The 20,408-nt window shown below is 68.1% G+C and carries 23 protein-coding genes and 2 tRNA genes; 2 read left to right on the forward strand and 23 right to left on the reverse strand.

Features of this window, described 5'->3' with window-relative positions:
- Positions 1–180 precede the first annotated feature (180 nt).
- Genes ABIB29_RS06240 through ABIB29_RS06265 form a run of 6 tightly spaced genes read right to left on the reverse strand, consistent with a single transcriptional unit; the run spans position 181 to position 5,509 of the window.
- Complete coding sequence (locus tag ABIB29_RS06240; RefSeq protein ID WP_354171017.1) at positions 181–924, reverse strand: hypothetical protein; 744 nt, start codon at positions 922–924, stop codon at positions 181–183.
- Positions 921–2,084: a vWA domain-containing protein gene (locus ABIB29_RS06245; protein WP_354171018.1), complete on the reverse strand. Its 1,164-nt coding sequence runs from the start codon at positions 2,082–2,084 to the stop codon at positions 921–923. Before ABIB29_RS06245 ends, ABIB29_RS06240 begins: the two co-directional genes overlap by 4 nt.
- Positions 2,081–3,082 (reverse strand): vWA domain-containing protein, encoded by a 1,002-nt coding sequence (locus tag ABIB29_RS06250; RefSeq protein ID WP_354171020.1) that lies wholly within the window; start codon positions 3,080–3,082, stop codon positions 2,081–2,083. The genes ABIB29_RS06245 and ABIB29_RS06250 overlap by 4 nt, the downstream gene beginning before the upstream one ends.
- On the reverse strand, positions 3,073–3,588 hold the full coding sequence (locus tag ABIB29_RS06255) for a hypothetical protein (RefSeq protein ID WP_354171022.1): 516 nt from the start codon (positions 3,586–3,588) through the stop codon (positions 3,073–3,075). Before ABIB29_RS06255 ends, ABIB29_RS06250 begins: the two co-directional genes overlap by 10 nt.
- A 5-nt stretch (positions 3,589–3,593) precedes the next feature.
- The gene (locus tag ABIB29_RS06260; RefSeq protein WP_354171023.1) at positions 3,594–4,511 is read right to left on the reverse strand and encodes a DUF58 domain-containing protein; all 918 of its coding nucleotides are present in this window, start codon (positions 4,509–4,511) and stop codon (positions 3,594–3,596) included.
- 2 nt (positions 4,512–4,513) lie between these two features.
- The gene (locus tag ABIB29_RS06265; RefSeq protein WP_354171113.1) at positions 4,514–5,509 is read right to left on the reverse strand and encodes an AAA family ATPase; all 996 of its coding nucleotides are present in this window, start codon (positions 5,507–5,509) and stop codon (positions 4,514–4,516) included.
- A gap of 151 nt (positions 5,510–5,660) precedes the next feature.
- Here ABIB29_RS06265 and ABIB29_RS06270 point away from each other — a divergent pair, with 151 nt between their 5' ends.
- Positions 5,661–5,858, forward strand: coding sequence for a hypothetical protein (locus tag ABIB29_RS06270; RefSeq protein WP_354171025.1), 198 nt, complete (start codon positions 5,661–5,663; stop codon positions 5,856–5,858).
- Positions 5,859–5,892: 34 nt separating this feature from the next.
- Here ABIB29_RS06270 and ABIB29_RS06275 read toward each other — a convergent pair whose 3' ends face one another.
- From ABIB29_RS06275 to ABIB29_RS06300, 6 genes are all read right to left on the reverse strand, one after another.
- Positions 5,893–7,095 carry an ROK family transcriptional regulator gene (locus tag ABIB29_RS06275; protein ID WP_354171027.1) on the reverse strand — a complete coding sequence of 401 codons (1,203 nt, stop codon included), beginning with the start codon at positions 7,093–7,095 and terminating at the stop codon, positions 5,893–5,895.
- 134 nt (positions 7,096–7,229) lie between these two features.
- Positions 7,230–8,414: a class I SAM-dependent methyltransferase gene (locus tag ABIB29_RS06280; protein WP_354171029.1), complete on the reverse strand. Its 1,185-nt coding sequence runs from the start codon at positions 8,412–8,414 to the stop codon at positions 7,230–7,232.
- Between the two features lie 79 nt (positions 8,415–8,493).
- Positions 8,494–8,754, reverse strand: a complete 261-nt coding sequence (locus ABIB29_RS06285) for a hypothetical protein (protein WP_354171030.1) — start codon at positions 8,752–8,754, stop codon at positions 8,494–8,496.
- Positions 8,751–9,056 (reverse strand): DUF3040 domain-containing protein, encoded by a 306-nt coding sequence (locus ABIB29_RS06290; RefSeq protein WP_354171032.1) that lies wholly within the window; start codon positions 9,054–9,056, stop codon positions 8,751–8,753. Before ABIB29_RS06290 ends, ABIB29_RS06285 begins: the two co-directional genes overlap by 4 nt.
- 441 nt (positions 9,057–9,497) lie before the next feature.
- Positions 9,498–10,826: a DUF2254 domain-containing protein gene (locus ABIB29_RS06295; protein ID WP_354171034.1), complete on the reverse strand. Its 1,329-nt coding sequence runs from the start codon at positions 10,824–10,826 to the stop codon at positions 9,498–9,500.
- A 163-nt stretch (positions 10,827–10,989) separates the two neighbouring features.
- On the reverse strand, positions 10,990–11,343 hold the full coding sequence (locus tag ABIB29_RS06300) for a zinc ribbon domain-containing protein YjdM (protein ID WP_354171036.1): 354 nt from the start codon (positions 11,341–11,343) through the stop codon (positions 10,990–10,992).
- 86 nt (positions 11,344–11,429) lie between these two features.
- Between ABIB29_RS06300 and ABIB29_RS06305 the strand changes: the two genes are divergently transcribed.
- A complete protein-coding gene (locus ABIB29_RS06305) occupies positions 11,430–11,933 on the forward strand; it encodes a DoxX family protein (protein WP_354171038.1) in 504 nt (167 codons plus the stop codon).
- Between the two features lie 82 nt (positions 11,934–12,015).
- Here the strand turns inward: ABIB29_RS06305 and ABIB29_RS06310 are convergent.
- The 11 genes from ABIB29_RS06310 to rplU form a co-directional block, all read right to left on the reverse strand.
- Positions 12,016–12,088: transfer RNA gene (locus ABIB29_RS06310), tRNA-Ala, on the reverse strand.
- 208 nt (positions 12,089–12,296) lie between these two features.
- Positions 12,297–12,369 (reverse strand) — tRNA-Ala (locus tag ABIB29_RS06315).
- Positions 12,370–12,508: 139 nt separating this feature from the next.
- On the reverse strand, positions 12,509–12,910 hold the full coding sequence (gene rsfS / locus ABIB29_RS06320; RefSeq protein ID WP_354171040.1) for a ribosome silencing factor: 402 nt from the start codon (positions 12,908–12,910) through the stop codon (positions 12,509–12,511).
- Positions 12,911–13,024: 114 nt separating this feature from the next.
- Complete coding sequence (locus tag ABIB29_RS06325) at positions 13,025–14,146, reverse strand: hypothetical protein (protein ID WP_354171042.1); 1,122 nt, start codon at positions 14,144–14,146, stop codon at positions 13,025–13,027.
- 265 nt (positions 14,147–14,411) lie between these two features.
- Positions 14,412–15,056, reverse strand: a complete 645-nt coding sequence (nadD, locus tag ABIB29_RS06330) for a nicotinate-nucleotide adenylyltransferase (protein WP_502915558.1) — start codon at positions 15,054–15,056, stop codon at positions 14,412–14,414.
- Between the two features lie 55 nt (positions 15,057–15,111).
- Positions 15,112–15,351: a hypothetical protein gene (locus ABIB29_RS06335; RefSeq protein ID WP_354171044.1), complete on the reverse strand. Its 240-nt coding sequence runs from the start codon at positions 15,349–15,351 to the stop codon at positions 15,112–15,114.
- 80 nt (positions 15,352–15,431) lie between these two features.
- Positions 15,432–16,787: a glutamate-5-semialdehyde dehydrogenase gene (locus ABIB29_RS06340; RefSeq protein WP_354171046.1), complete on the reverse strand. Its 1,356-nt coding sequence runs from the start codon at positions 16,785–16,787 to the stop codon at positions 15,432–15,434.
- Positions 16,788–16,813: 26 nt separating this feature from the next.
- On the reverse strand, positions 16,814–17,983 hold the full coding sequence (proB, locus tag ABIB29_RS06345) for a glutamate 5-kinase (RefSeq protein WP_494954247.1): 1,170 nt from the start codon (positions 17,981–17,983) through the stop codon (positions 16,814–16,816).
- On the reverse strand, positions 17,973–19,559 hold the full coding sequence (obgE, locus tag ABIB29_RS06350) for a GTPase ObgE (protein WP_354171050.1): 1,587 nt from the start codon (positions 19,557–19,559) through the stop codon (positions 17,973–17,975). Before obgE ends, proB begins: the two co-directional genes overlap by 11 nt.
- 117 nt (positions 19,560–19,676) lie before the next feature.
- Positions 19,677–19,940 (reverse strand): 50S ribosomal protein L27, encoded by a 264-nt coding sequence (gene rpmA / locus ABIB29_RS06355; protein ID WP_009372867.1) that lies wholly within the window; start codon positions 19,938–19,940, stop codon positions 19,677–19,679.
- Between the two features lie 61 nt (positions 19,941–20,001).
- Positions 20,002–20,310 (reverse strand): 50S ribosomal protein L21, encoded by a 309-nt coding sequence (gene rplU, locus ABIB29_RS06360; protein ID WP_024368343.1) that lies wholly within the window; start codon positions 20,308–20,310, stop codon positions 20,002–20,004.
- Between the last annotated feature and the right edge of the window lie 98 nt (positions 20,311–20,408).

Consider the following 20,408-nt stretch of genomic DNA (forward strand, 5'->3'; position numbering starts at 1 on the left):
CCCACACCCTCCTGGGCCGCCGTGGGGCTGGCCGTGAGCGGAGGATCGCTGACACGTTACTGAGGTAACTTGGATAGAACTCTACGGTCCACCCGGGAGGCGGTTCAAGTCGTCCCCCGAATTAAGACGCAGGTTTACGGCATATTTCATTCCGGCACAGAATATTCTTCGCCCGGTGGGTCACCAGGGCTTGTCCGTGAGCGGTCCGGAGCCGGGGCCGTTGAGATACTCTTCCCGCTGCAGGCTGCGGTTGCGCTCCTGCTGGGCGGACTTCCCGGCCTCCCGGAGTTGCTCCAGCTTCGGGTCGAGACCGTTCCCCGACTCGGCGCCGCCCTCTTCTTCGGGTCCGGCTTCCGGTCCTGGTTCGGCGGCGCCGCCCGGTTCCGCCAGGCCGCGCAACCGCTCGATTTTTTCCTCCAGCCGCTGCCCGGCCTGCTGCAGCCGCTCCCCCGCCTCGCTGTCGGCGGTGTCGGCGCCGAAGCAGCCGGCGGGCGCGGCCCGGACCACGGCCAGGGCTTCCTCCAGCAGGCGGACGCCCTCGCCTGTGCCGTCTGTGCCGCCAGTGCCGCCGCTGCCGGTGTCGCCCAGCCGTTCGATGCTGAGCGCCAGGTTGGCCCGCACCCGGCATTCGTCGGCCGGCGGGGCCGCATCAAGGGCCGCCTCGAATGCGGTGCGCGCGGCGGTGTAGTCGCCGCGGAGCGCCAGGCCGGCCCCGGCCGCGAACGGTGCCTTGTGCGGCTCGAGGAAGTTCGCGATGCCCAGGACCGCGGCGGCCGACTCCACCGCCGGGGCGTCACCCCGGGCAAAGGCGCCGCTGGCCTGGCCGGAGAAGCAGGCGGCGCTGAGCAGCTTCGCGGCGAGCAGCAGCGCCAGCAGCACGGGAAGCGCGGACCACAGCAGCAGGCGCCGGCGTCGGACGCTCATGCGCCCGGCCCCCGGCCGGCGGGCGGCAGCGCCTCCGGCAGTGCCCCCGGCAGTGCCTCCGGGGACGCCCGGCGGACGGGGCGGAGGACGGGCCGGCCTGCGGGCCGGAGCTCCCTGAGCTGGCCGGAGACCAGCAGGGTTTCACGCAGCGCCAGCACGAAGGCGGCGAAGGCCGGCGCCCAGTAGAGTTCGGTCCTGCCGTCGAGGGTGTCACCGGTGCGCAGCAGGGTGCCGGGCGTGGCCTGCTGGAGCATCGGGGCCGCAGCGTCCCCGGCCGCGCGGTGCACATAGGGCACCGCGAGCTGGCGTGCGAGGTCCCGCAGCCGGTCCTCGTCCAGGCGGGAGACGGCCTCGCCGCCGGTGGCCGGGTCCTGGATGTAGGTCGCGGCCGGCCGTGTGGGGTCTCCGCTGTTTTCCTTCATCCGGCCGCCGTCCGGCGTGCCGTAGCCGAGGACGGCGCCGCCGCTCACGAGGGAGCCGTCAATCCCCAGGGCCTGGGGTGCGGCGGCGCTGGTCTGTTCGCCGTCGCCGAAGTAGAACACCAGCCGGGGTCGTTCCGGATGGCTGTCCCGGGCGGTGGCGAGCCGTTCGGCGAGGACTACCCGGGCTGCGGTGACGCTGCTGCCCTGCGAGTAGTCGGTCACCTCGGGCCCAAGCACGGCAACCGCGGTCTCCAGCGCGGACGTGTCGGCGGTCAGGGGCATCCGCACTGTAGCGCTGGAATCGAAACTGACGAGCGAATAGCGGGCGCCGGCGAGTTCCCGGGCGATGGCCCGGATGTCCTCCCGGACGCCGTCGAGCCGTGGCACTCCGGCCGCCTGGCCCTTTGCTGTCTGGCCCCCGGCTGCTTGTCCCTTGCCTGATTGTCCCCCGGCTGGGGTGTGGTCCTCGGCGGCGATGCTGCTGCTCGTGTCCACCACAAAAAACACGTTCAGGTCCGTGGCCGCGGCCTGGACGGTGCCGCCGGCGATGCCGGGCCGGCAGGCGGCGAGGAGCAGGAGCAGCACGAGACCGCCGCGGAAGAGCCAGCCGCGGATCCCGGCCTCCCCGGAAGGCGCGTGCTGCTGCCGGGAGCGGAACAGTACCCAGCCGAGGCCCAGGACGATGGCGGCGGCCAGCGGACCCATGACCCACCAGGACAGTATGGGGTTGAGCGTCATCGCCGGGGCCGCCACGATGCTCCGGCGAGGACCAGCCCCGCCAGCAGCGCCACGGCGAGCGGAACCTCGGCGCGGTCGGACACCACGGCCCGGGGTGCGCCCCGGAACGCCGCGGCCTGGGTGGCCTCGATCCCGGTGACAATGCCGGGAACCGCGTCCGGGCTGTCGAGGGCGTAGTACGCGCCGCCGCTGCCCTCCGCCACGCTGCGCAGCCGGGCGCCGGGCTGTTCCGCGCCGGCGTCCGGGCCGACGTCGTAGTCCCCCGGGTTCAGGGCGAAGACCCGTACGTCCCGGTCTTTCGCCACAGCCCCGGCTTCTGCGAGGGTGACGAGCGGGGTGCCGGATAGGAAGTTGTCCGTGGCCAGGATGACCGAACGGGCCCGGCGCCCGGTCTCTTCCCCTTCGCGCGCCGCCGGGAAGCCCTGGAGGCAGGAAGCAAGGCCGTCGCCGATCAGCGAGGAGCCCTCGCCGTTCCACGTCCCGTCGAGGAAGCTCCCGCTGCCGGCCCCGTCGAAGGCGCTCTTCGCCTGCTGCAGCTGGTCCTGGACATAGGCGTAGTCGTCGGTCAGCGGAAACACCTGCACGGCGCTGCTGTCGAAGACCGTGAGGCCGATCCGCTCGCCGTCGAATTCCTGGGCGAGCCGGCCGAAGACGTCCACCACGGCGGCATCGGCGCTGTTCATGGAGCCGGAGGCGTCCAGGCACAGGATGATGTCCCGTTTGTGTTGTTCGGGCCGGACGGTGCTGCGTTCGGCCGGGCGGGCGGCCGCGACGACCGCGGCCGCCATCAGTACGGTGCCGGCGGCGGCGAGCAGCCGCAGCCGGTTCCGGTGCTTCCGCAGGGCCGCCTGGTACTCCGGCAGCGCCGTGAGGCGGTCGCTGTGGGCGACCGGCCGGCGTCGGGCAGTGCGGGCCCGGTGCCGCCGCCGCCCGAGGAGCCAGAGCGCGGGGACCGTCACGGCTGCGGCGGGCAGGATCCACCAGAACATCAGTTCCATGAACGGACCACCTCCCGCGCGGCCCGGGCTGCGTCCGGAACGCCCGACGCCGGGCCGGCGGCGAACTCTGCCGGGTACAGCGCCGCGACGGCGTCAGCCGCGGCCGGGACACCGTGCGCCGCCGGGCCCACCGCGACTGCCGCGCCCGCCGCCCGGAGCTCGGCCAGGGTCATCCGCGTCGCGTCCACCCCGGCGGCGTCGCGGACGAAGCTGCGGATCAGCAGGCTGAGCTCCTGGTGCGAGGAACGGCTGGAGCGGGTGCCTGCCGCGGCCTCACGGTCCACGGCGTCGATCCGTTGCAGGTAGTCCCGCCGGAGCCCGGCCAGATCCGGCGCGGCATAGGCGGGGGGAAGCACCGGGGTTTGCCCGGCCTGCCGTGCCGCGGGCCGGCGTCGGGTGCTGCGGAAGACGTAGCCGTACCAGGCCGCCGCGAGGACCAGCAGTCCCAGGGCCGCCCACGGGAACCAGGCGCTGTACTCCAGCGGCCCGAAGAAGTCACCGTCCATGCCAGTCACCGTCCCCGCCGGTGCCGTGCCAGGAGGGTGAAGACGGCGGGGATCACGTCGCGGGTGCTGCCGGCTTCGGCTTCGGCAATCCCCAACCGGCGCAGCACCGATCGCCGCGCCGCGTCGCGTTCCTCCCCGGCACGCGCGTACGCCGCGGCGATGGCGGCGGATTCCGCCAGCCCGCCGGGCAGCAGTCCGGACCGCGCTCCCGCGGGATTGCCGGAGCGGGGCCCCGCAGGGGTGCCGGCGACGTCGCAGGAGTCGGCGCCGGTGCCGAGCAGATCGGCGTCCCGGACCGTCAGCCACAGGATCTCGTGCTGGGCGCGCAGCCGGCGGAGCAGCCGTTCCGTCTCCGCATCCGGCAGGAGTTCATCGGCCACCACCAGGAGCAGCATCCGCCGGGAGAAGTTCCGGGCCACGTAGTCCAGCTGGGTTTCGAGCCGGCTCGGCGCAGCGTCCAGTGAGGTGGTGTCATGGACGTCGCTGAGCAGCCGTTCCAGGTGCGCTTCGCCGGCCGTGCCCGGCAGCGCACGGGATCCGCCGGAGTCGCCGCAGACCAGCCCGACGGCGTCGCCGTGGCGGTGCGCGAGGTAACCCACGACCCCCAGGGCCAGCACGGCGATGTCCCTTTTCGGCTCGCCGTCCCGGGATTCGGCGGCCATGTTGCGGCCGGTGTCGGTGACCAGCAGCAGGGTCTGCCGGCGGACCGCGAGGTAGCGCCGGACCAAGGGGGAACCATGCCGGGCGGTTGCCTTCCAGTCGATGTCGCGGACCTCGTCGCCGGGCACATAGGCGCGGAGGTCTTCGAAGTCCAGGCTGCGGCCGTGGGAGACGGAGCCGTACTGGCCCTCGAGCAGGCCGCGGGCCTTGCGGTGGGCGAAGATCGACAGCGTGGACTTTACGCGCTGGAGGTGACCCGCCATTCTCAGGGGGTCTGGACGGCGCCGACGATGGCGTCAATCACGGTCTCCACCGGAACCTGCTCGGCGACGGCCTCGAAGCCGAGGATAAGCCGGTGGCGCAGGACGCGGTGGGCGAGCGATTTCACGTCCTCGGGGATCACGTGGTCCCGTCCTTGCAGCAGTGCCACCGCCCGGGCTGCCTGGCTGAAGGCGATGCTGGCGCGGGGGCTGGCGCCGAACTCGATAAAGCCGGCCAGCCGCGCGTCGATGTACTCGGCGGCGTTGCGGGTGACGAAGGCCAGGCCCACGATGTAGCGGACGATCGCCGGGTCGATGTAGACCCGCCGGACGGCGCCCTGAAGTTCACTGACGTCGTCGAGCGAGGCAGCCGCGGCGGGTTTTTGCTCCAGAGTGAACACACCGGCGTCGATCCGGCGGATGATCTCCGCTTCTTCCGCCGGGGTGGGGTAATCCAGCACGTCCTTGAGCATAAAGCGGTCCATCTGGGCCTCGGGCAGCAGATAGGTCCCTTCCTGCTCGATCGGGTTTTGCGTGGCCAGCACCAGGAAAGGGGCGGGCAGCGGGTGCACCATTCCCCCGATGGAAGTCTGGCGCTCCTGCATGGCCTCGAGCATGGCGCTCTGGGTCTTCGCGCTGGAGCGGTTGATCTCGTCCAGGAGGACGATGTTGGCGTGGACCGGGCCGAGCTGGGTCACGAAGATGCCCTTCGCGGCGTCGTAGAGCTGGGTCCCGACGATGTCGCTCGGGAGCAGGTCCGGGGTGCACTGGATCCGGCGGAAGTCCGCGCTGATGGCCTCGGCCACGGTCTGTGCGGCGGTGGTCTTCGCCAGCCCGGGAACGCTTTCCAGCAGGATGTGCCCGCCGGTCATGAGTCCAATCAGGAGGGATTCGCGGAGCCTGGCCTGGCCCACCACCTTGGCATCGAAGCTGCGGGAGATGGCCGCCAGGGTCTGCTGCGCCCGGGCCAGTTCCGCCGGTTCAAGCCGTGCGGCGGCCATAGTCTGAAGCACTCGAAATCCCCCTGTAGCTGGTTTTGCGGCGGCGGACTGCCTCAGCGGCAGCCAACCGCCATCCTATCCAAGCCCGCCCCGTGATCTCCGGCAATGGGTAGCACTCCCCATTGTGCCCGCGCAGGACTATCCTTTTGCCATGATCACGCTTCCAGCCAGCTACCAGGAGTATCTCGCCGACAAAAGCGAGAGTTTCATCAACACCGTCCGGCCCATCCTGATGCAGTCCGCAGCAGACAAGTCGCACGGTGTCCGCGTGGTGGTGCACCCTCACGACCATCAGGCGCACCTGGACGATTCGATCCCCTTCGGTACCGTCGTCGAGGACATCGATTGACGCCCTGACCCCGGGACCGGTCCACCGGCCGGCTCTAGCCCTCCAGCAGGAGGCGCTGTGAGCGGGGCGCCAGTGTGTGTTCCAGTACGAGGCAGGCGGCCCCGATCGCCCCGACATCCTCGCCGACACCGGTGCCGACCACCTCGATTTCATGGATCTTCCGGGTGGCGCTGTCTTCCCGCACCAGCTCCGGGATCCGTTCGAGATACCGCTGCGAGAGGCAGCTCCAGAACGGTCCGCCGAACACCACACGGTCCACGTCCAGGGCATTGGTGACGGTCGAGACGGCGCGGGCCACGAGAACGGCGGAGTGGTCGATGATTTCCTCCGCCCTGGCGTCGCCGGCGGAGGCGGCGGCACACAGTGCGGCGAAGCTCTCCTGGATGGCGGGACCCGTCGCTGCTTCGACGGGGCCGTCCAGGACGCCGGCTTCGACGGCCCGGGCCACCAGCACCTGGGGGATGCAGGAGGACTTGACGCAGCCGCGCAGCCCGCAGTCGCAGGGTGCGCCGTCCGGATCAACGATGATATGCCCGATCTCCCCGGCGTTGCCCGAGGTGCCGCGCACCACCTCGTCATTGAGCACGATCCCGCAGCCTATTCCGGTGCCCATGTACATAAAGACGAAACTGCCGGCGCCGCTCGGGCCGCCCGCCCAGGTCTCCGCCACCGCGGCACTCGTCACGTCCTTGTCCACGATGGTGGACAGCCCGGTGGCCGCGGCCAGGGCGTCGCGGAGCGGCACGCGGTCCCAGCCGAGCAGGAGCGGAGGGTCGATGACGGTGCCCTCCTCGAGGTCGATCGGGCCGGGCGAGGCGATCCCCAGGCCGGCGATCCGGGCCGGGTCCACCCCGGACTCCGAAATGAGTTGCTTGATTTCGGCGGCGATGGTGTCGATGACGGCCCCTGGATCGCTGCCTCCCGGGGTCTTGATCCGGGTATGCTTCACCACGGCTCCAACCAGGTCCAGCACCACGAACGTTGTCACGGCCGGATCCAGGTGGACGCCCACGGCGTACATTCCGGAGGACTTGAGCCTGAGCATGGTCCGCGGCTTGCCCGGTCCGGTGCCTTCCTTGCCGGCCTCATAGATCAGGTCCTGGTCCAGAAGCCGGCGGGAGATATTGGAGATCGTCTGCGGGGACAGCCCGACGATCTGGGCCAGCTCCACCCGGCTGAGGCCGGCCGGGGAACGCCGGATGGCATCGAGGATGACCGTGAGGTTGAAGTCCCCCATACGGGGCAAATTGGTTCCGCGCCTCGGCGATGGCTGGCGGATCTCAGTCACTGATACCCCTAAACGTCTTTGGCTATGCACTGCTTATCTCAGAATCGTACGTTACGCTCCTGTGACCGCCCACACGCCCCGCTTCACACTTTGTGGGTTTTTCGGATGCTGGCGGTCACCGTGAATTTCGGGTTTCGGCCGACCTCGCGGGTCGGGCCAATCAGCCGCTGCAGCGCGGGCTGGTAGTGCAGGTGGCTGTTGAACACCGTCCAGAGTTCGCCGCCCGGCGCGAGGACCCGCCCGGCCGCCTCAATCAGTTTTAGGCCGGCCCCGGCGTGCACCGCGGCTCCGACGTGGAAGGGAGGGTTGAGCAGGATCAGATCGGCGCTGGCATCCGGCAGCGAGGCCATGGCATCGTCCTGGACGACGGTGACCTGGCCCGCGAGGCCGTTGGCTTCCGCTGTCGCCCTGGCGGAGTCGACGGCGGCCGCGGACTGGTCGGTGGCGGTGACCCGGGACCCGGGGTTGCCGCGGGCATACATGGCGGCGAGGATCCCGGTGCCGCAGCCGAGGTCGATCGCGTGCCGTGCCATCGGCATCTGGGGCAGGAACTCCAGCAGGAACCGGGTGCCGATGTCCAGCCCGGTGCCGGCAAACACGGCGCCGCGGGCGCACACCGTCAGGCCCAGCTCGGCGTTGACCCCGGTGACCGGGAACTTCGGGGCGCCGGTGGCGGGCCTGGGTCCGCGGGCCAGCAGGATCCGCGATTTTTGCCGGGCCCGCTGGGGCTGGACCTCGCTGAAGTGGCGCTCCAGCACGGCGTTCATGCCCAGGCTCATGTGCTTGACCCGGCCACCGGCCAGCAGCACAACGTCGGATGCCCCGTGGCGGGCGATGGCGTCGGCAATCTCCTCCAGCTCCGCCAGCGACTTGGGCAGCTGAAGGAGCACGACGCCGGCCCCGGACAGAAGCCCGGCTCCCAGGGGCAGCTGTTCGAAGCCACCGGCGACGCCGATCATCCCGGCGTTGTGGTGGAGGGCATGCTCACCGGTGATGAGGTCCTGGTGTACCCGGACCGGAGCGGCCCAGTTGACGGCGCCGCCAGGGACGGCGTCGCCGGGTGCCAGGGCGCCAAGCGTCAGCGCACCGTAGCGGTCCCCCACAATGGCCAGACGGCTTCCGGGAAGCAGGACACCGGCAGCCAGCAGGTCGGCGGCGGTGTCCAGGAGGAGCCTGTCCGTGGCGTCCCAGGCCTGCAGGTTGGCCGCCTCCACGTCCGGGTACCTGCCCAGCCGGGAGAAGAGGGAATCAAGATTGTTGTCCGCCACGCGCGAGCTGCCGCCTTTTGTGAGTCAGGTTGTTTGGGCCTCGAAAATGAGGACCCCTGCAAACTTATCCTGATCCCTGTCAGCCGTCGTCGAATTTGGCGCGGCCGGGGCCCGCTAGCATCCATCCGGTGACGCCGCCGAGCACAGTGAGGCCGGGAACAAGGTTCCACGACAGACCCTGCAGCTCCCGGACCCACCCGGGGCTGGCTTCCAGCACAGGGGTGATCAACAGGTAGGCGACGGATGCCAGGACGAAGCCTGCGGCTCCCCCGCCGAGCGCTCCCCACAGCCGCCGTCGGTGTCCTCGCCCGCCCGGTGCGGGGGATGGTGACTTGTTCATGGCCCTGCTGAGGTCAAAAACGGGTAGCCGGATCCGTGGCGCGGGCCGCGGCCGCTGAGGAACCAGTGGGCACCCGCGCCCATCAGCAGGAAGCCGACAACGCCTATGGTCGTGATCTGCGTGATGATCCCAGCGATGATCAGCGCGAAACCGGCCACCGCGGCTAAAATACCGAACACCGCGCGGGCAGCCATACCGCGGGGTTGTCCGGACTGCAGTTCGAGGTTCAGGTCCGGGTCGCTTGCGGCCAGGTCCTGTTCGAGCATTTCAAGGCGTCTGCGCTCTTCGTCGGACAGTGGCACGGGAACTTTTCCTCCCCCTGAAGTGCGGCAGGGAACCTGAATCGGAAAGGGCGCCGATTCCCCGGCCATGGGCACCGGCCTGGCGCGGCACGGTGCTTGCATTTATTATCTGCCTGTTCCCGGACACTATCCATAGGTCCGCCTGGCCGCCGTGCCGGCGCCGTGGGGCGTCCCGGCTGCGTGAAGAACCGAGCATGCCCGCACCCCCGGCGTCGCTTGCTGGATTGTCTGGGCCCGGCCATCCGCGAAAAACTGCCCCCCGGCGTCGATCTTCTGCAATGAGGCCATGTTCTTCTACCGGCTGCGTGACGGCAGAATCACCGCCATGGCCGTGCACCGCACAGACAACCCCGCCCTCACGTCCTTCGGAACACAGCTGCGCCCCCTTGTGGCGGAACACCAGAAAGCCGGCGTATCGGCCACGAAACAAGTCGAGGAAACTCAGACAGGGGGCCGGGTAATGCCCACCGCTGCTGCCAGGTCCAGCAGATGCTGCCGTTCGGCTGGTGAGTATTTTCCAGCGCCGATAGCCGCGAGCATCCGTCCCCGGTGGTCCAGGATCTCCATCCGGTATCGGCCGTTCCGGTCGCACCAGGAGAGCTCCTGAAGAAGGCCAAGGAGGCGCGCGGCGACGTCGGGGTCCGCTGCACCGTAGAGCCGGGGCTGGTTCATGGCCAGATCCAGAAGGTCCTTGAAAGTGGGCAGTGCGAGGACCACCCTTACCCGCCCCTCGTCATCGGCGAGGTGCTCGGGACCGGGGTTTCTCTCCATCAGCCGGCACAGCAGCGCGGAGAGGTGCCCGATGATGTGCACTGCCGTGGTGGGGTCGTTGATGCCCGGGGAAAGTGCCCGTGCGGCGACGTCGACCAGCTGGCGGAAGCCGAATCCGACATCCTGGACGTTGGTGCGTTCAAACCCGGTGGCGACGGCGGCGTTGACGCTGGTGCCCAGCTCATCCCGAATGGCAGATGTGAAGGTTGCCCCGGCCGTGTCCGGCCATGCGGTCGCGAAGGGTACGCCTTTGACCAGGGAGCCTCCCGGTTCACGGTCCAGCCGAATGACTCCCCCCGCGTTGGCGGCCGCCTGCACGAGCGATGCTTTGTCCACTGACGTCAGGAATCCGGAGTGGGCGGACTCGATAAGGATCGCCGCTGGAACAGGTTCCGGTTCTGCCCCCCGGCCCGGGCGGTCCTGGGGAAAGACGCGGTCCATGGTGTCCTGCGTTTCGACGTTGACCCGCCGCATCATGGTCTCCACGCGGATTTCCCGGGTGAGGTGTGCCAGGAAGAGCACCAGGCCGATGACGCTGGAGATGGCCAGCACGAAAGCTATGGTGACGGAGATTTCAGGGACAAACGCCTCGGCCCCGCTGCCCTCATCGCGGACGCTTCGAAGGACTGTCAGGGAGAACGCGAAGGCAGCCAAAAACAGGGCCAGCGTAACGTGGACGAACCGGTCCGAGGTGAAGGTCCGCAGCAGTCGTGGCGAGAACTGGCTGCTCGCCAGCTGCAGCGTCACCACTGTCAGGGAGAACGTCAGGGACGTAACGGTGATGAGCGAGCCGGCGATGGCCTGCAGGACCGCTCTGGCCGCCTCGGGTCCACCGCTGAACAGGAGTACGGCGATACCCTCAGGCAACTCGCCGTCAACAGCAGCGTCCAACGCGGGAACCATCGTTCCCAGGGCAACGGCCAGGCCGACTGCTGCCGCCGGGAGGGGCCATAGCTGGGTGCGCAGCGCATCTCTCCATCGTGCGGCGCGGCCGTTCATCGGCCGCCACCGGGGGGCATCCGAAGCGTTTCAGCCATAAGTTCCTACTCGCGTGGGAGGACTGGGTCTGAGCCATGTCTAACACGCTCCGCCCCCGAGGCCAAACAACCGCCCGGGGCACATGAAACCCGGCCATGCCAGCGGACGGGCGGTCAGGACCCGGTCAAATCTTCCTGACCACGCTGGATTTGAGCTGCATGGGACCAACGCCGTCCACTTTGCAGTCGATGTCGTGGTCGCCCACGCCGTTCACAAGCCGGATTCCGCGGACCTTGGTGCCGACCTTGATCACGGTGGAACTGCCCTTGATTTTGAGGTCCTTGATGACTGTGACGGTGTCCCCGTCCGCGAGGATGTTGCCGACGGCGTCCTTGATCGGCTGGGGCTCCTGGTCCTCCGGCTCCGGCTCCGCAACCGGGGACCACTCATGCGCGCACTCCGGGCAGACCAGGAGCGCCCCCATCTCATACGTGTATTCGCTGGAGCACTCAGGGCAGGGCGGCAGGGTCTCATTCACGTGCCCAACTTTAGTCGAGCAGGAGGAACGAAGGCCGCCCAGACCGGATTGCTAAGCTGATTTCCCCAGAGTGAAGGTGGCGCCGCATGGCCAACAATCCAGTACAGTCCCCCGGTCCGGTTCCACCGCACCCTCCGGTGCCGCCCCGGGCCGCGGATTCCCGGCTGCACCCGGGGTTGCGGCGCGCCGGCCGGCTCCTGCTGGGCGGCTTCCTGGTCCTGGCCGGTGTCAGCCACCTGGGTTGGAGCCGTGAGTCGTTCTACGCCCAGGTGCCGCCCTGGCTGCCGCTGGACGTGGACTTCGTCGTGGTCGCTTCCGGCCTGGTGGAGATCGGCCTGGGGCTGGGCCTGCTGCTGCTCAGTCGGTGGCGGCTGGCTCTCGGCTGGATAGTCGCAGCCTTCTTCGTCGCGGTCTTCCCGGGCAACATCTCCCAGTTCACCACGGGCACCGATTCGTTCGGACTCAATTCAGACCTGAGCCGGGGAATCCGCCTGCTGTTCCAGCCGCTCCTTGTGCTGTGGGCCCTGTGGTCCACGGGCGCATGGCGGGCCTGGCGGGAGAGCCGGAAATCCGGCAGGCTTAACGGCTGAGCACTGGCCTGGCCCCGCAATTCACTTGTAGGCATTCCGCTAAAACAAAGGAGGCCCTGCTCAGTGAGCAGGACCTCTTCGGTGGAGCTGAGGGGACTCGAACCCCTGACCCCCTGCATGCCATGCAGGTGCGCTACCAGCTGCGCCACAGCCCCGAATTTGCCTGGCAAAACGTTCCCGTGAAGGACCATCTTCCCTGAAGCAACCTGTTTATCTTAAACCACATTTCCGGTTCACGCGAATCGACACGCCGCCCGCGCCTGCAACCCGGAAAACTTCCGATGCGTGCCCATGTGGCAGGCCCCGCCACATCAGCGGATAAAAAAATCCGCCGGGATCTTGCGATCCCGGCGGATTATCCGGTGGAGCTGAGGGGACTCGAACCCCTGACCCCCTGCATGCCATGCAGGTGCGCTACCAGCTGCGCCACAGCCCCGAATTTTCGTTGCTCCGGACCCGTTAGCAAAACTGCCGGTTCCGGATTTTTGGTCCGGATCTCTCCGAAGCAACTCAAATATCTTAGAACAGCCTTTCGGAAAATTCCAAATCGGGCATATTCCGTTGTACTCCCGCAGCTACTCCGCTTCGGAGGCTGCCGCGGCCTTAGCGGAGGCGTCGTCCCCGAGCTGCAGGTCCACGACGGGGCAGTCCTTCCAGAGACGCTCCAGGGCGTAGAACACCCGGTCTTCCTCGTGCTGGACGTGGATGACGATGTCACCGTAGTCCAGCAGGACCCAGCGGCCGCCGGAGCGTCCTTCACGGCGGATCGGCTTGAGCTCGAACTTGGAAAGTTCGTCTTCAATGCCGTCCACGATCGCGTTGACCTGGCGCTCGGACGGCGCGGAGGCGATCAGGAAGATATCGGCCAGGGCCAGCCGTTCGCTGACGTCCATTGCGATAATGTCCTCGGCGAGTTTCTCCGCGGCAGCTCGGGCTGCGTGGCGGGCTGTGGTGATGGCTGAATCTGTTGCAGTCACGGGACTCCTTGTTGGGGAAAAGCTTGTTATGAGAAAGCTTGTTGGGTGAAAAAGCGTGTATAGCGGAAATGCGCGGGCCGCCAGCTGGAACGGCGAGGCCAGGAACGAAGGTGGCTAGCCGGAGAGGCCGGTGATGATCAGGATGATGCCGGCGATCAGCGCCATCACGCCAAGGACCAGCACCGCGAGCTGCACAAGGCGGAGACGCCGCGCCCGGCCGAGGCCGGCCGTGTCCGCGTCGAGGGGGTCAAGCCCGTAAGCGGTGTTCGCGGCGACGGGCGACCCGCCGGCGAAGTCCTCGTCAGACTGGGGTGCGGCAGGGATCCCGGCCACGGGGGACGATGCCTGAGGTGAGGAGGCAGCCTTGGCGGCAGCCTCGGCGCGGGCCAGCACTCCGGCGCGGCTGCTTGTGCTGCCCGCACCCCGTTGGCGGGAAGGACCCGGACGGCGAATGCCGGACTTCCGGGGCTGCTCAACCCGGGTACCCGGGTTGGTGACGACCGGCACGTGGGACGTGGCAGGGCGCTTCAAGACTGGCCGCTCCACGCCGGGGACCTGGACGAATTCCAGGGGTGTGACCATGGCCAGGTTGTTGGCCGTGGTCGGGTCATTGCGCACCGGTTCGGGCTTGCTGTTCTGCTCGGCCAGTTTCTGTTTCGCGGCCGCCCGGCGGTTCAGCACGGCGGCCCGCTCAGCCAGGGCAATTTGCTCCGCCAGCACGTCAGGGTCGACGGCGTCCGGGTCGGTGGCGTTGATGTGTTCCATTTTGGCCAGCTGGTTTTGGGCCTGCTGGGCCAGGAGCTCCCGCGCGGCGAGGGCCTGTTCCACGGTCATGCCCGCGGGCTCCTGGCCACCCCGGCCGGCAGCGCCGGCGTCCTCGGTCTTCTGCCCGGGGCCTTTGGCGCCATCAGCGACGGAGCGGTCCACCCCGGGTTGCGCACCTTCCGTTTCCGGTGCGGCAGCGGCTTGCTGTGCAGCGGCGGCGGCGCCGGGCTGACGGACGACCGGAGTCGCCCGGGTCCGCGGCGAAGCGGGGACAATCAGGTTGGCGGAAGTTGCCGGGGCTGTTTCGGCCGCCAGCTGCAGCAGCCGGAGTTGGCGCCGCGTGGGCGGCCCGCCGCCGGAGAGATTGCCCTCTTTTTCGGCGAGTTCCTTGATGGTGCGCAGGGTGGCGCGGTCCCGGGCCCGGACCTGCGAGGACCGCTCCGAGCCGGCGGACGTGCGTACTGAGTCCACGGGGCCAGGATTCCGGCGACGGCCGGTGACTTCCGCTTCCGTGGGCTCGCCGGGGTCAACACCGCCGGGGGCCACACCGCCGGCGGCAATAATACTGCCGGGCCCCGGAGTGACAGGGGCAGTCGAGCCAGGCATTTTTGAGGCAGGGGAAACCGCTCCGGGACCTGGGGTACCGGGCTCCTGGTTCGCTTCCAGGCGTTCATCTCTGGCCTGCCGCAGTTCGCGGCGGCTGCGGATTGGTGGCTGTTCCTGACTCATTGCAAACTCATTCGGTGCTGGCGGGTTGGGCTATCTCGGTGCTTCGGTCAAAGCGGGCGGCGCCGTTGCCGGCGGAGGTGTCCCCGGTGTCCGGGTCGCTGCCGTACAGTCCGTACTTGGCGATGTACTGGACGACGCCGTCGGGGACGAGGTACCACACGGGGTTCCCTGCCGCGACCCTGGTGCGGCAGTCGGTCGAGGAGATCGCCATGGCGGGAACCTCGAGCAGGCTGACGTCCTTGCGGCCCATCCCGTCCAGGACATGGCCGGGCCGGGTGACGCCGACGAAGTGCGCGAGGGACCAGAGCTCGTCGATGTCTTTCCAGGACAGAATCTGGGCCAGGGCGTCGGCGCCGGTGATGAAGAAGAGGTCCGCGTCCGGACGCAGGGTGTGCAGGTCCCGAAGCGTGTCGATCGTGTATGTGGGCCCGGGCCGGTCCACGTCCACCCGACTGACGGTGAAGCGCGGGTTCGAGGCCGTGGCGATGACTGTCATCAGGTAGCGGTGCTCGGCCTCGCTGACCTTCTTGCTCATCTTCTGCCACGGCTGGCCCGTGGGCACGAAGACCACTTCGTCCAAGTCGAACTTGGCCGCGACCTCACTGGCCGCGACAAGGTGCCCGTGGTGGATGGGATCGAAAGTGCCGCCCATCACACCCAGACGCAGGCGGCGCTTGGCGCCGCGCTGCTCCCCGATGGCGGAAATATTAGTGCCCTTGGCCGTGATCGTGCTTGTTCGGGTGCTGGCGGTGCGGGTCGGAGTGCTCCTCGACGGCTTCGTGGCGCTTGCCCAGGTTGGAGTAGGACAGCGTGACGAACAGCATGACCATGAGCAGGGCGAACATCACGGCGCCAACGACGAGCGGCGGAGCAATGAGCGGCGCGAGTTCCTCGTGGCCTGATTCGCCAGCGGCGGTGACGATTGTGGCGATCTGCTGCAACAGCATGTTCTCCCCTAGTGAGTTCAAGATTTGACGACGGCGGGTATCCCCGCCGTTCCGGACTTCTGTTCCATGTTACAGCGTTGCTAGGCCCTGATCTGGCCCTCGCCCTGGACGATCCACTTGGTGGTCGTCAGTTCCGTCAGCCCCATTGGCCCGCGGGCGTGCAGCTTCTGGGTGGAAATACCCACCTCCGCGCCCAGGCCCAGTTCGCCGCCGTCCGTGAAGCGGGTGGACGCGTTGACGATCACGGCGGCCGAATCCACCTCCGCGATGAATCGTTCGGCGTTGCCGAGGTCATTGGTCAGGATGGCTTCGGTGTGGCCGGTGGACCAGGTGCGGATGTGCTTGACGGCGTCGTCCAGGCTGTCCACCATAGCCACGGCGAGGTCCAGGTCCATGTACTCGGTCGCCCAGTCCTCCTCAGTGGCGGGGACCGAAACGACCGTGGCCGGCAGCGCGGCGCGGATCCGTTCGTCGGCGTGCAGGGTGACACCGGCGGCGCGGAGGGCCTCGGCGACGGCGGGCAGCACGGTCGACGCCGAGTGGACCAGCAGGGTTTCCACGGTGTTGCACACGCTGGGCCGCTGGGTCTTGGCGTTCAGCAGGATCTCCACGGCCATCTCCTCGTTGGCCGAGGCGTCCAGGAAGATGTGCACGTTGCCTTCGCCGGTCTCTATCACGGGGACCTTGGCGTTGGTCACGACGGACTGGATCAGTTCACGTCCGCCGCGCGGAATCAGGACGTCGACGCGGCCGCGGGCGCGCATCAGGACGTTGGCGCCTTCACGGCCATACTCGTCGACGCTCTGCACGGCGTCGGCGGGCAGGCCGACCGATTCGAGGGCGTCCCGGAGCACGGCGACGAGGGCGGCGTTGGTGGCGGCAGCGGCGGTCCCGCCGCGCAGGATGACGGCGTTGCCGCTCTTGAGGCCCAGTCCGGCGATGTCCACGGTGACGTTGGGGCGGGCTTCGTAGATGGCGGCGACGACGCCCATGGGCACGTTGACCTGGCGCAGCCGGAGCCCGTTGGGCAAGGTCTGGCCGCGGACCACGTTGCCGACAGGATCGGGCAGGGTGGCGAGGTTCTCCAGCGCGGCGGCGAGGCCCTGGATGCGGGCGTCCGTGAGGGTGAGCCGGTCCAGCATTGCCGCGGAGGTGCCGTTGGCTTTGCCGGCAGCGACATCCTTGGTGTTGGCGGCGAGGATCCGGGGCTGGCTTTCCAGCAGTGCGGCCGCGATGGCGCGGAGTCCGCGGTCCTTCCAGGCCCGGTTGGCGCTGGCCATTCTGCGGGCGGCCTGGCGCGAACGGTCGGCGATGGCGTGGACGGCTGCCTCGACGTCGGCCGACGAGGGACGCGCCTTCTCCGTTTCGGGGCCCGGGGTTGCCTGCCTGGCGTCGTTGGATTTCTCAGCCGCTTCGGGAATCAGTGCCTCAGTCATCCTTCAAGTCTAGGCGGGCCCGCTCGCTAAACCAGAACCAGATCGTCAACGTGAACAACCTCGCGGTCAAATCCACGTCCCAGCGACTCACCGAGCTCCACCGTGGAACGGCCCAGCATCTGCGGCAACTCAGCAGCCGAATAGTTGACCAGACCGCGCGCAATGACGGTTCCGTCGGCAGCGACCATTTCCACGGCGTCCCCTGCTTCGAAATGACCTTCAACCGCCGAGATCCCGGCCGGGAGCAGCGAGGTGTGGCGGTCACGCACGGCCTTGACCGCGCCGTCGTCGAGGATCAGCCGGCCCTCCACGTGCGCGAGGTGGGCGAGCCACATCATCCGTACCGGCTTGCGCGCCCCGTTCACGGTGAACCATGTTCCAACGTCCTCGCCGGCCAGGGCTGCCAACACATTCGCAGTCGACGTGACCATCGCGGGGATACCGGAGTCGGCCGCCATAATGGCGGCCTCAACCTTGGTCTGCATTCCGCCGGTTCCGACTCCGGCCTTGCCGGGCGCCCCAATGGTCACGCCCTTGAGGTCCTGGGGGCCGTCGACACGGGGAATCCGCTTGGCGCCCTTCGCCGGAGGGCCGTCATAGAGCGAATCAACGTCGGACAGCAGCACCAGCGCATCAGCACGGACCAGATGGGCCACCAGGGCCGACAGGCGATCGTTGTCGCCGAAGCGGATCTTGTGCGTGGCCACGGTGTCGTTTTCGTTGACCACCGGCACCACCCCAAGGTTTAGCAGCCTGTTCAGGGCGCGAAAGGCGTTCGTATGGTGGCTGCGCCTCATGAGGTCATCGGCCGTGAGCAACACCTGGCTGACAGTCACGCCGTGGGCTCCAAACGCCTGGGTGTAGCGCGCCATCAAGAGTCCCTGACCCACGCTGGCCGCTGCCTGCTGGGTAGCCAGGTCCCGGGGACGCTTGGCCAGGCCCAGCGGCGCCAGGCCGGCAGCGATGGCCCCGGACGACACCAGGATGATTTCCATACCCGCATTGCTCTTGACGGCTAGGGCATCCGAGAGCGAGATGAGCGCTTCTTCGGAAATGCCGCCCTTGATGCTGGTGAGCGACGACGATCCCACCTTGACCACGATGCGACGCGCCCTGGCAAGCACGCTCCTGTCATCGCAGGGTTCCTCGATCAGTACTGCGGAACTAGCACTCACGTCTGCGGGTTCACTCCCCATTTTCTTCGCCCAGTCCACTCTCCTTGAGCGGCTTGGGCCGGCGTCCGCTGACGGACTCGGTCCAGATCCCGGCCTTTCGCTCGGCTTCGAGCTCTGCGCGGGCGGCGGCCTTGGCCTCGCGGCGTTCGACCTGCTCGTCGCGCTTCTGTCCGCGGGTGGGGCGGTCGCCGATGTCGGCGAAGCGCACGTCCGTGCCGCGCGGCGCGGCCAGCAGTTCGGCGCCGGCCATCATGGTCGGCTCCCAGTCGAAGACAACGCCGTCGTCCTCGCCGATGACGACCATGTCGCCCGGCTTGGCGCCCTGTTTGAAGAGTTCGTTTTCGACGCCGAGCTTGGCCAGGCGGTCGGCGAGGTAGCCGATGGCTTCCTCGTTGGTGAAGTCGGTCTGCTTGACCCAGCGCACCGGCTTGTCGCCCAGGACGCGGAACAGCGGCTCGAGGTTCTTCTCCTCGCGGCGGATCTTGAAGCCTGATTCGTTGACGGCGCGGGGCTTGAGCACCGGAGCGTGGACCTTCGGCGGGGCGGCGGCGACGGCGTCGCGGGCGGCCTTGACAATTTCGGCCATGGCAAAGCCGAGCTGGCGGAGGCCCTCGTGGCTGGTCGCCGAGATCTCGAAGACCCTGTAGCCGCGGGATTCGAGTTCGGGCCGGACGAATTCGGCCATGTCCTTGCCGTCGGGCAGGTCCACCTTGTTCAGGGCGATCAGCCTGGGGCGGTGGTTCAGCGGGACCACTTCACCGTCGGAACCGGCGAAACTCATGTCCACGGCGTATTTTTCCAGCTCGGCTTCGATGACGGCGAGGTCCGAGAGCGGGTCGCGGTCCGATTCGAGCGTGCCGCAGTCCAGGACGTGCACCAGGGCGGCGCAGCGCTCGACGTGGCGCAGGAAGTGGTGGCCGAGGCCCTTGCCTTCGCTGGCGCCTTCGATGAGTCCCGGCACGTCGGCGATGGTGAAGCGGACATCGCCGGCCTGGACCACACCGAGGTTCGGGATCAGGGTGGTGAACGGGTAATCGGCGATCTTGGGCCGCGCGGCGGACATGGCGGCGATCAGGCTGGACTTCCCGGCGGAGGGGAAGCCGACGAGGGCGATGTCGGCGATGGATTTCAGTTCCAGGACGACGTCGCTGGATTCGCCTTCGATGCCGAGCAGCGCGAAGCCGGGGGCGCGGCGCTTCTGCGAGGAGAGCGAGGCATTGCCCAGGCCGCCGATGCCGCCGGCGGCCGCGATGTATTCCATGCCTTCGCCGACGAGGTCCGCGAGGACCGTGCCGTCCTTGGACTTGACCACAGTGCCCTCGGGGACCGGGAGGATCAGGGTCTCGCCGTGTTTGCCGGCGCGCCAGTCGCCCATGCCGGGGCCGCCGTTGGTGGCGTGGCGGTGCGGGGCGTGGTGGTAGTCAAGCAGGGTGGTGGTCTGGGGGTCGACGCGCAGGATGACGTCGCCGCCGTTGCCGCCGTTGCCGCCGTCGGGACCGCCGAGCGGCTTGAACTTCTCGCGGTGAACGGAGACACAGCCGTGGCCGCCGGTACCGCCGGATACGTGCAGTACTACCCGGTCTACAAAGCTAGCCACGTGGATCTCCTCAGTGCTGTTCCCCGGGTGTCCAAAGACTCCCAAGATGATTGTAATGCGGTTAAAACACCGGTGGAGCGGACCTAATGGTCCGCCCCACCGACTTAAGACTTGTTGTTACTCTGCAGCTGCTGCAGCCACGATGTTCACAACGCGACGACCGCGGCGGGTGCCGAACTCGACGGCGCCGGGGGTCAGGGCGAACAGGGTGTCGTCGCCGCCACGGCCAACGCCGGCGCCCGGGTGGAAGTGGGTGCCACGCTGGCGGACGATGATCTCGCCTGCGGAAACTACCTGGCCGCCGAAGCGCTTGACGCCGAGGTACTGGGCGTTCGAGTCACGACCGTTGCGAGTGGAACTCGCGCCTTTTTTATGTGCCATTTGGAAATGCCTGCCTTAAAATTCTGGGGAATCTGCTGAAAACCTGAACAGTAACGAGTAGTTACTTGATACCGGTGATCTTGACCTTGGTCAATTCCTGACGGTGACCCTGGCGCTTCTTGTAACCGGTCTTGTTCTTGAACTTCTGGATGACGATCTTGGGACCGCGAAGGTCCTCAAGGATCTCAGCCGTAACCTTTACCTTGGCCAGGTCCGAAGCTGCAGACGTGACCTTGTCACCGTCTACCAGGAGCAGTGCGGGCAACTCAAAGGTGCTGCCGGCTCCACCGGGGACGCGGTTCAGGGTAACGAAGTCTCCAACGGAAACCTTCTCTTGGCGGCCGCCTGCGCGGACAATCGCGTACACCACTGGGGAACTCACTTCTCTCGACGTTTATTACTAGATTTGCGTGCGGAACCTGGGTCCAAAGTTTTTGGTCCGGCTCACGCTGTGCCTCTACGCCGGTG

The sequence above is a fragment of the Arthrobacter sp. UYEF36 genome (assembly GCF_040547025.1).
In the GTDB taxonomy this organism is placed as follows: domain Bacteria; phylum Actinomycetota; class Actinomycetes; order Actinomycetales; family Micrococcaceae; genus Arthrobacter.

Coding starts and splice junctions, on each gene's coding strand:
- ABIB29_RS06270 (WP_354171025.1), top strand. CDS start 5,661: ATGATCACGCTTCCAGCCAGCTACCAGGAGTATCTCGCCGACAAAAGC.
- nadD (WP_502915558.1), bottom strand. CDS start 15,056: ATGGGCGGCACTTTCGATCCCATCCACCACGGGCACCTTGTCGCGGCC.
- ABIB29_RS06305 (WP_354171038.1), top strand. CDS start 11,430: ATGGCCAACAATCCAGTACAGTCCCCCGGTCCGGTTCCACCGCACCCT.
- ABIB29_RS06285 (WP_354171030.1), bottom strand. CDS start 8,754: ATGAACAAGTCACCATCCCCCGCACCGGGCGGGCGAGGACACCGACGG.
- ABIB29_RS06295 (WP_354171034.1), bottom strand. CDS start 10,826: ATGAACGGCCGCGCCGCACGATGGAGAGATGCGCTGCGCACCCAGCTA.
- proB (WP_494954247.1), bottom strand. CDS start 17,983: ATGGGGAGTGAACCCGCAGACGTGAGTGCTAGTTCCGCAGTACTGATC.
- ABIB29_RS06250 (WP_354171020.1), bottom strand. CDS start 3,082: ATGGAACTGATGTTCTGGTGGATCCTGCCCGCCGCAGCCGTGACGGTC.
- ABIB29_RS06260 (WP_354171023.1), bottom strand. CDS start 4,511: ATGGCGGGTCACCTCCAGCGCGTAAAGTCCACGCTGTCGATCTTCGCC.
- rpmA (WP_009372867.1), bottom strand. CDS start 19,940: ATGGCACATAAAAAAGGCGCGAGTTCCACTCGCAACGGTCGTGACTCG.
- ABIB29_RS06255 (WP_354171022.1), bottom strand. CDS start 3,588: ATGGACGGTGACTTCTTCGGGCCGCTGGAGTACAGCGCCTGGTTCCCG.
- ABIB29_RS06340 (WP_354171046.1), bottom strand. CDS start 16,787: ATGACTGAGGCACTGATTCCCGAAGCGGCTGAGAAATCCAACGACGCC.
- ABIB29_RS06265 (WP_354171113.1), bottom strand. CDS start 5,509: ATGGCCGCCGCACGGCTTGAACCGGCGGAACTGGCCCGGGCGCAGCAG.
- ABIB29_RS06335 (WP_354171044.1), bottom strand. CDS start 15,351: ATGCTGTTGCAGCAGATCGCCACAATCGTCACCGCCGCTGGCGAATCA.
- ABIB29_RS06275 (WP_354171027.1), bottom strand. CDS start 7,095: ATGGGGGACTTCAACCTCACGGTCATCCTCGATGCCATCCGGCGTTCC.
- ABIB29_RS06245 (WP_354171018.1), bottom strand. CDS start 2,084: ATGACGCTCAACCCCATACTGTCCTGGTGGGTCATGGGTCCGCTGGCC.
- ABIB29_RS06240 (WP_354171017.1), bottom strand. CDS start 924: ATGAGCGTCCGACGCCGGCGCCTGCTGCTGTGGTCCGCGCTTCCCGTG.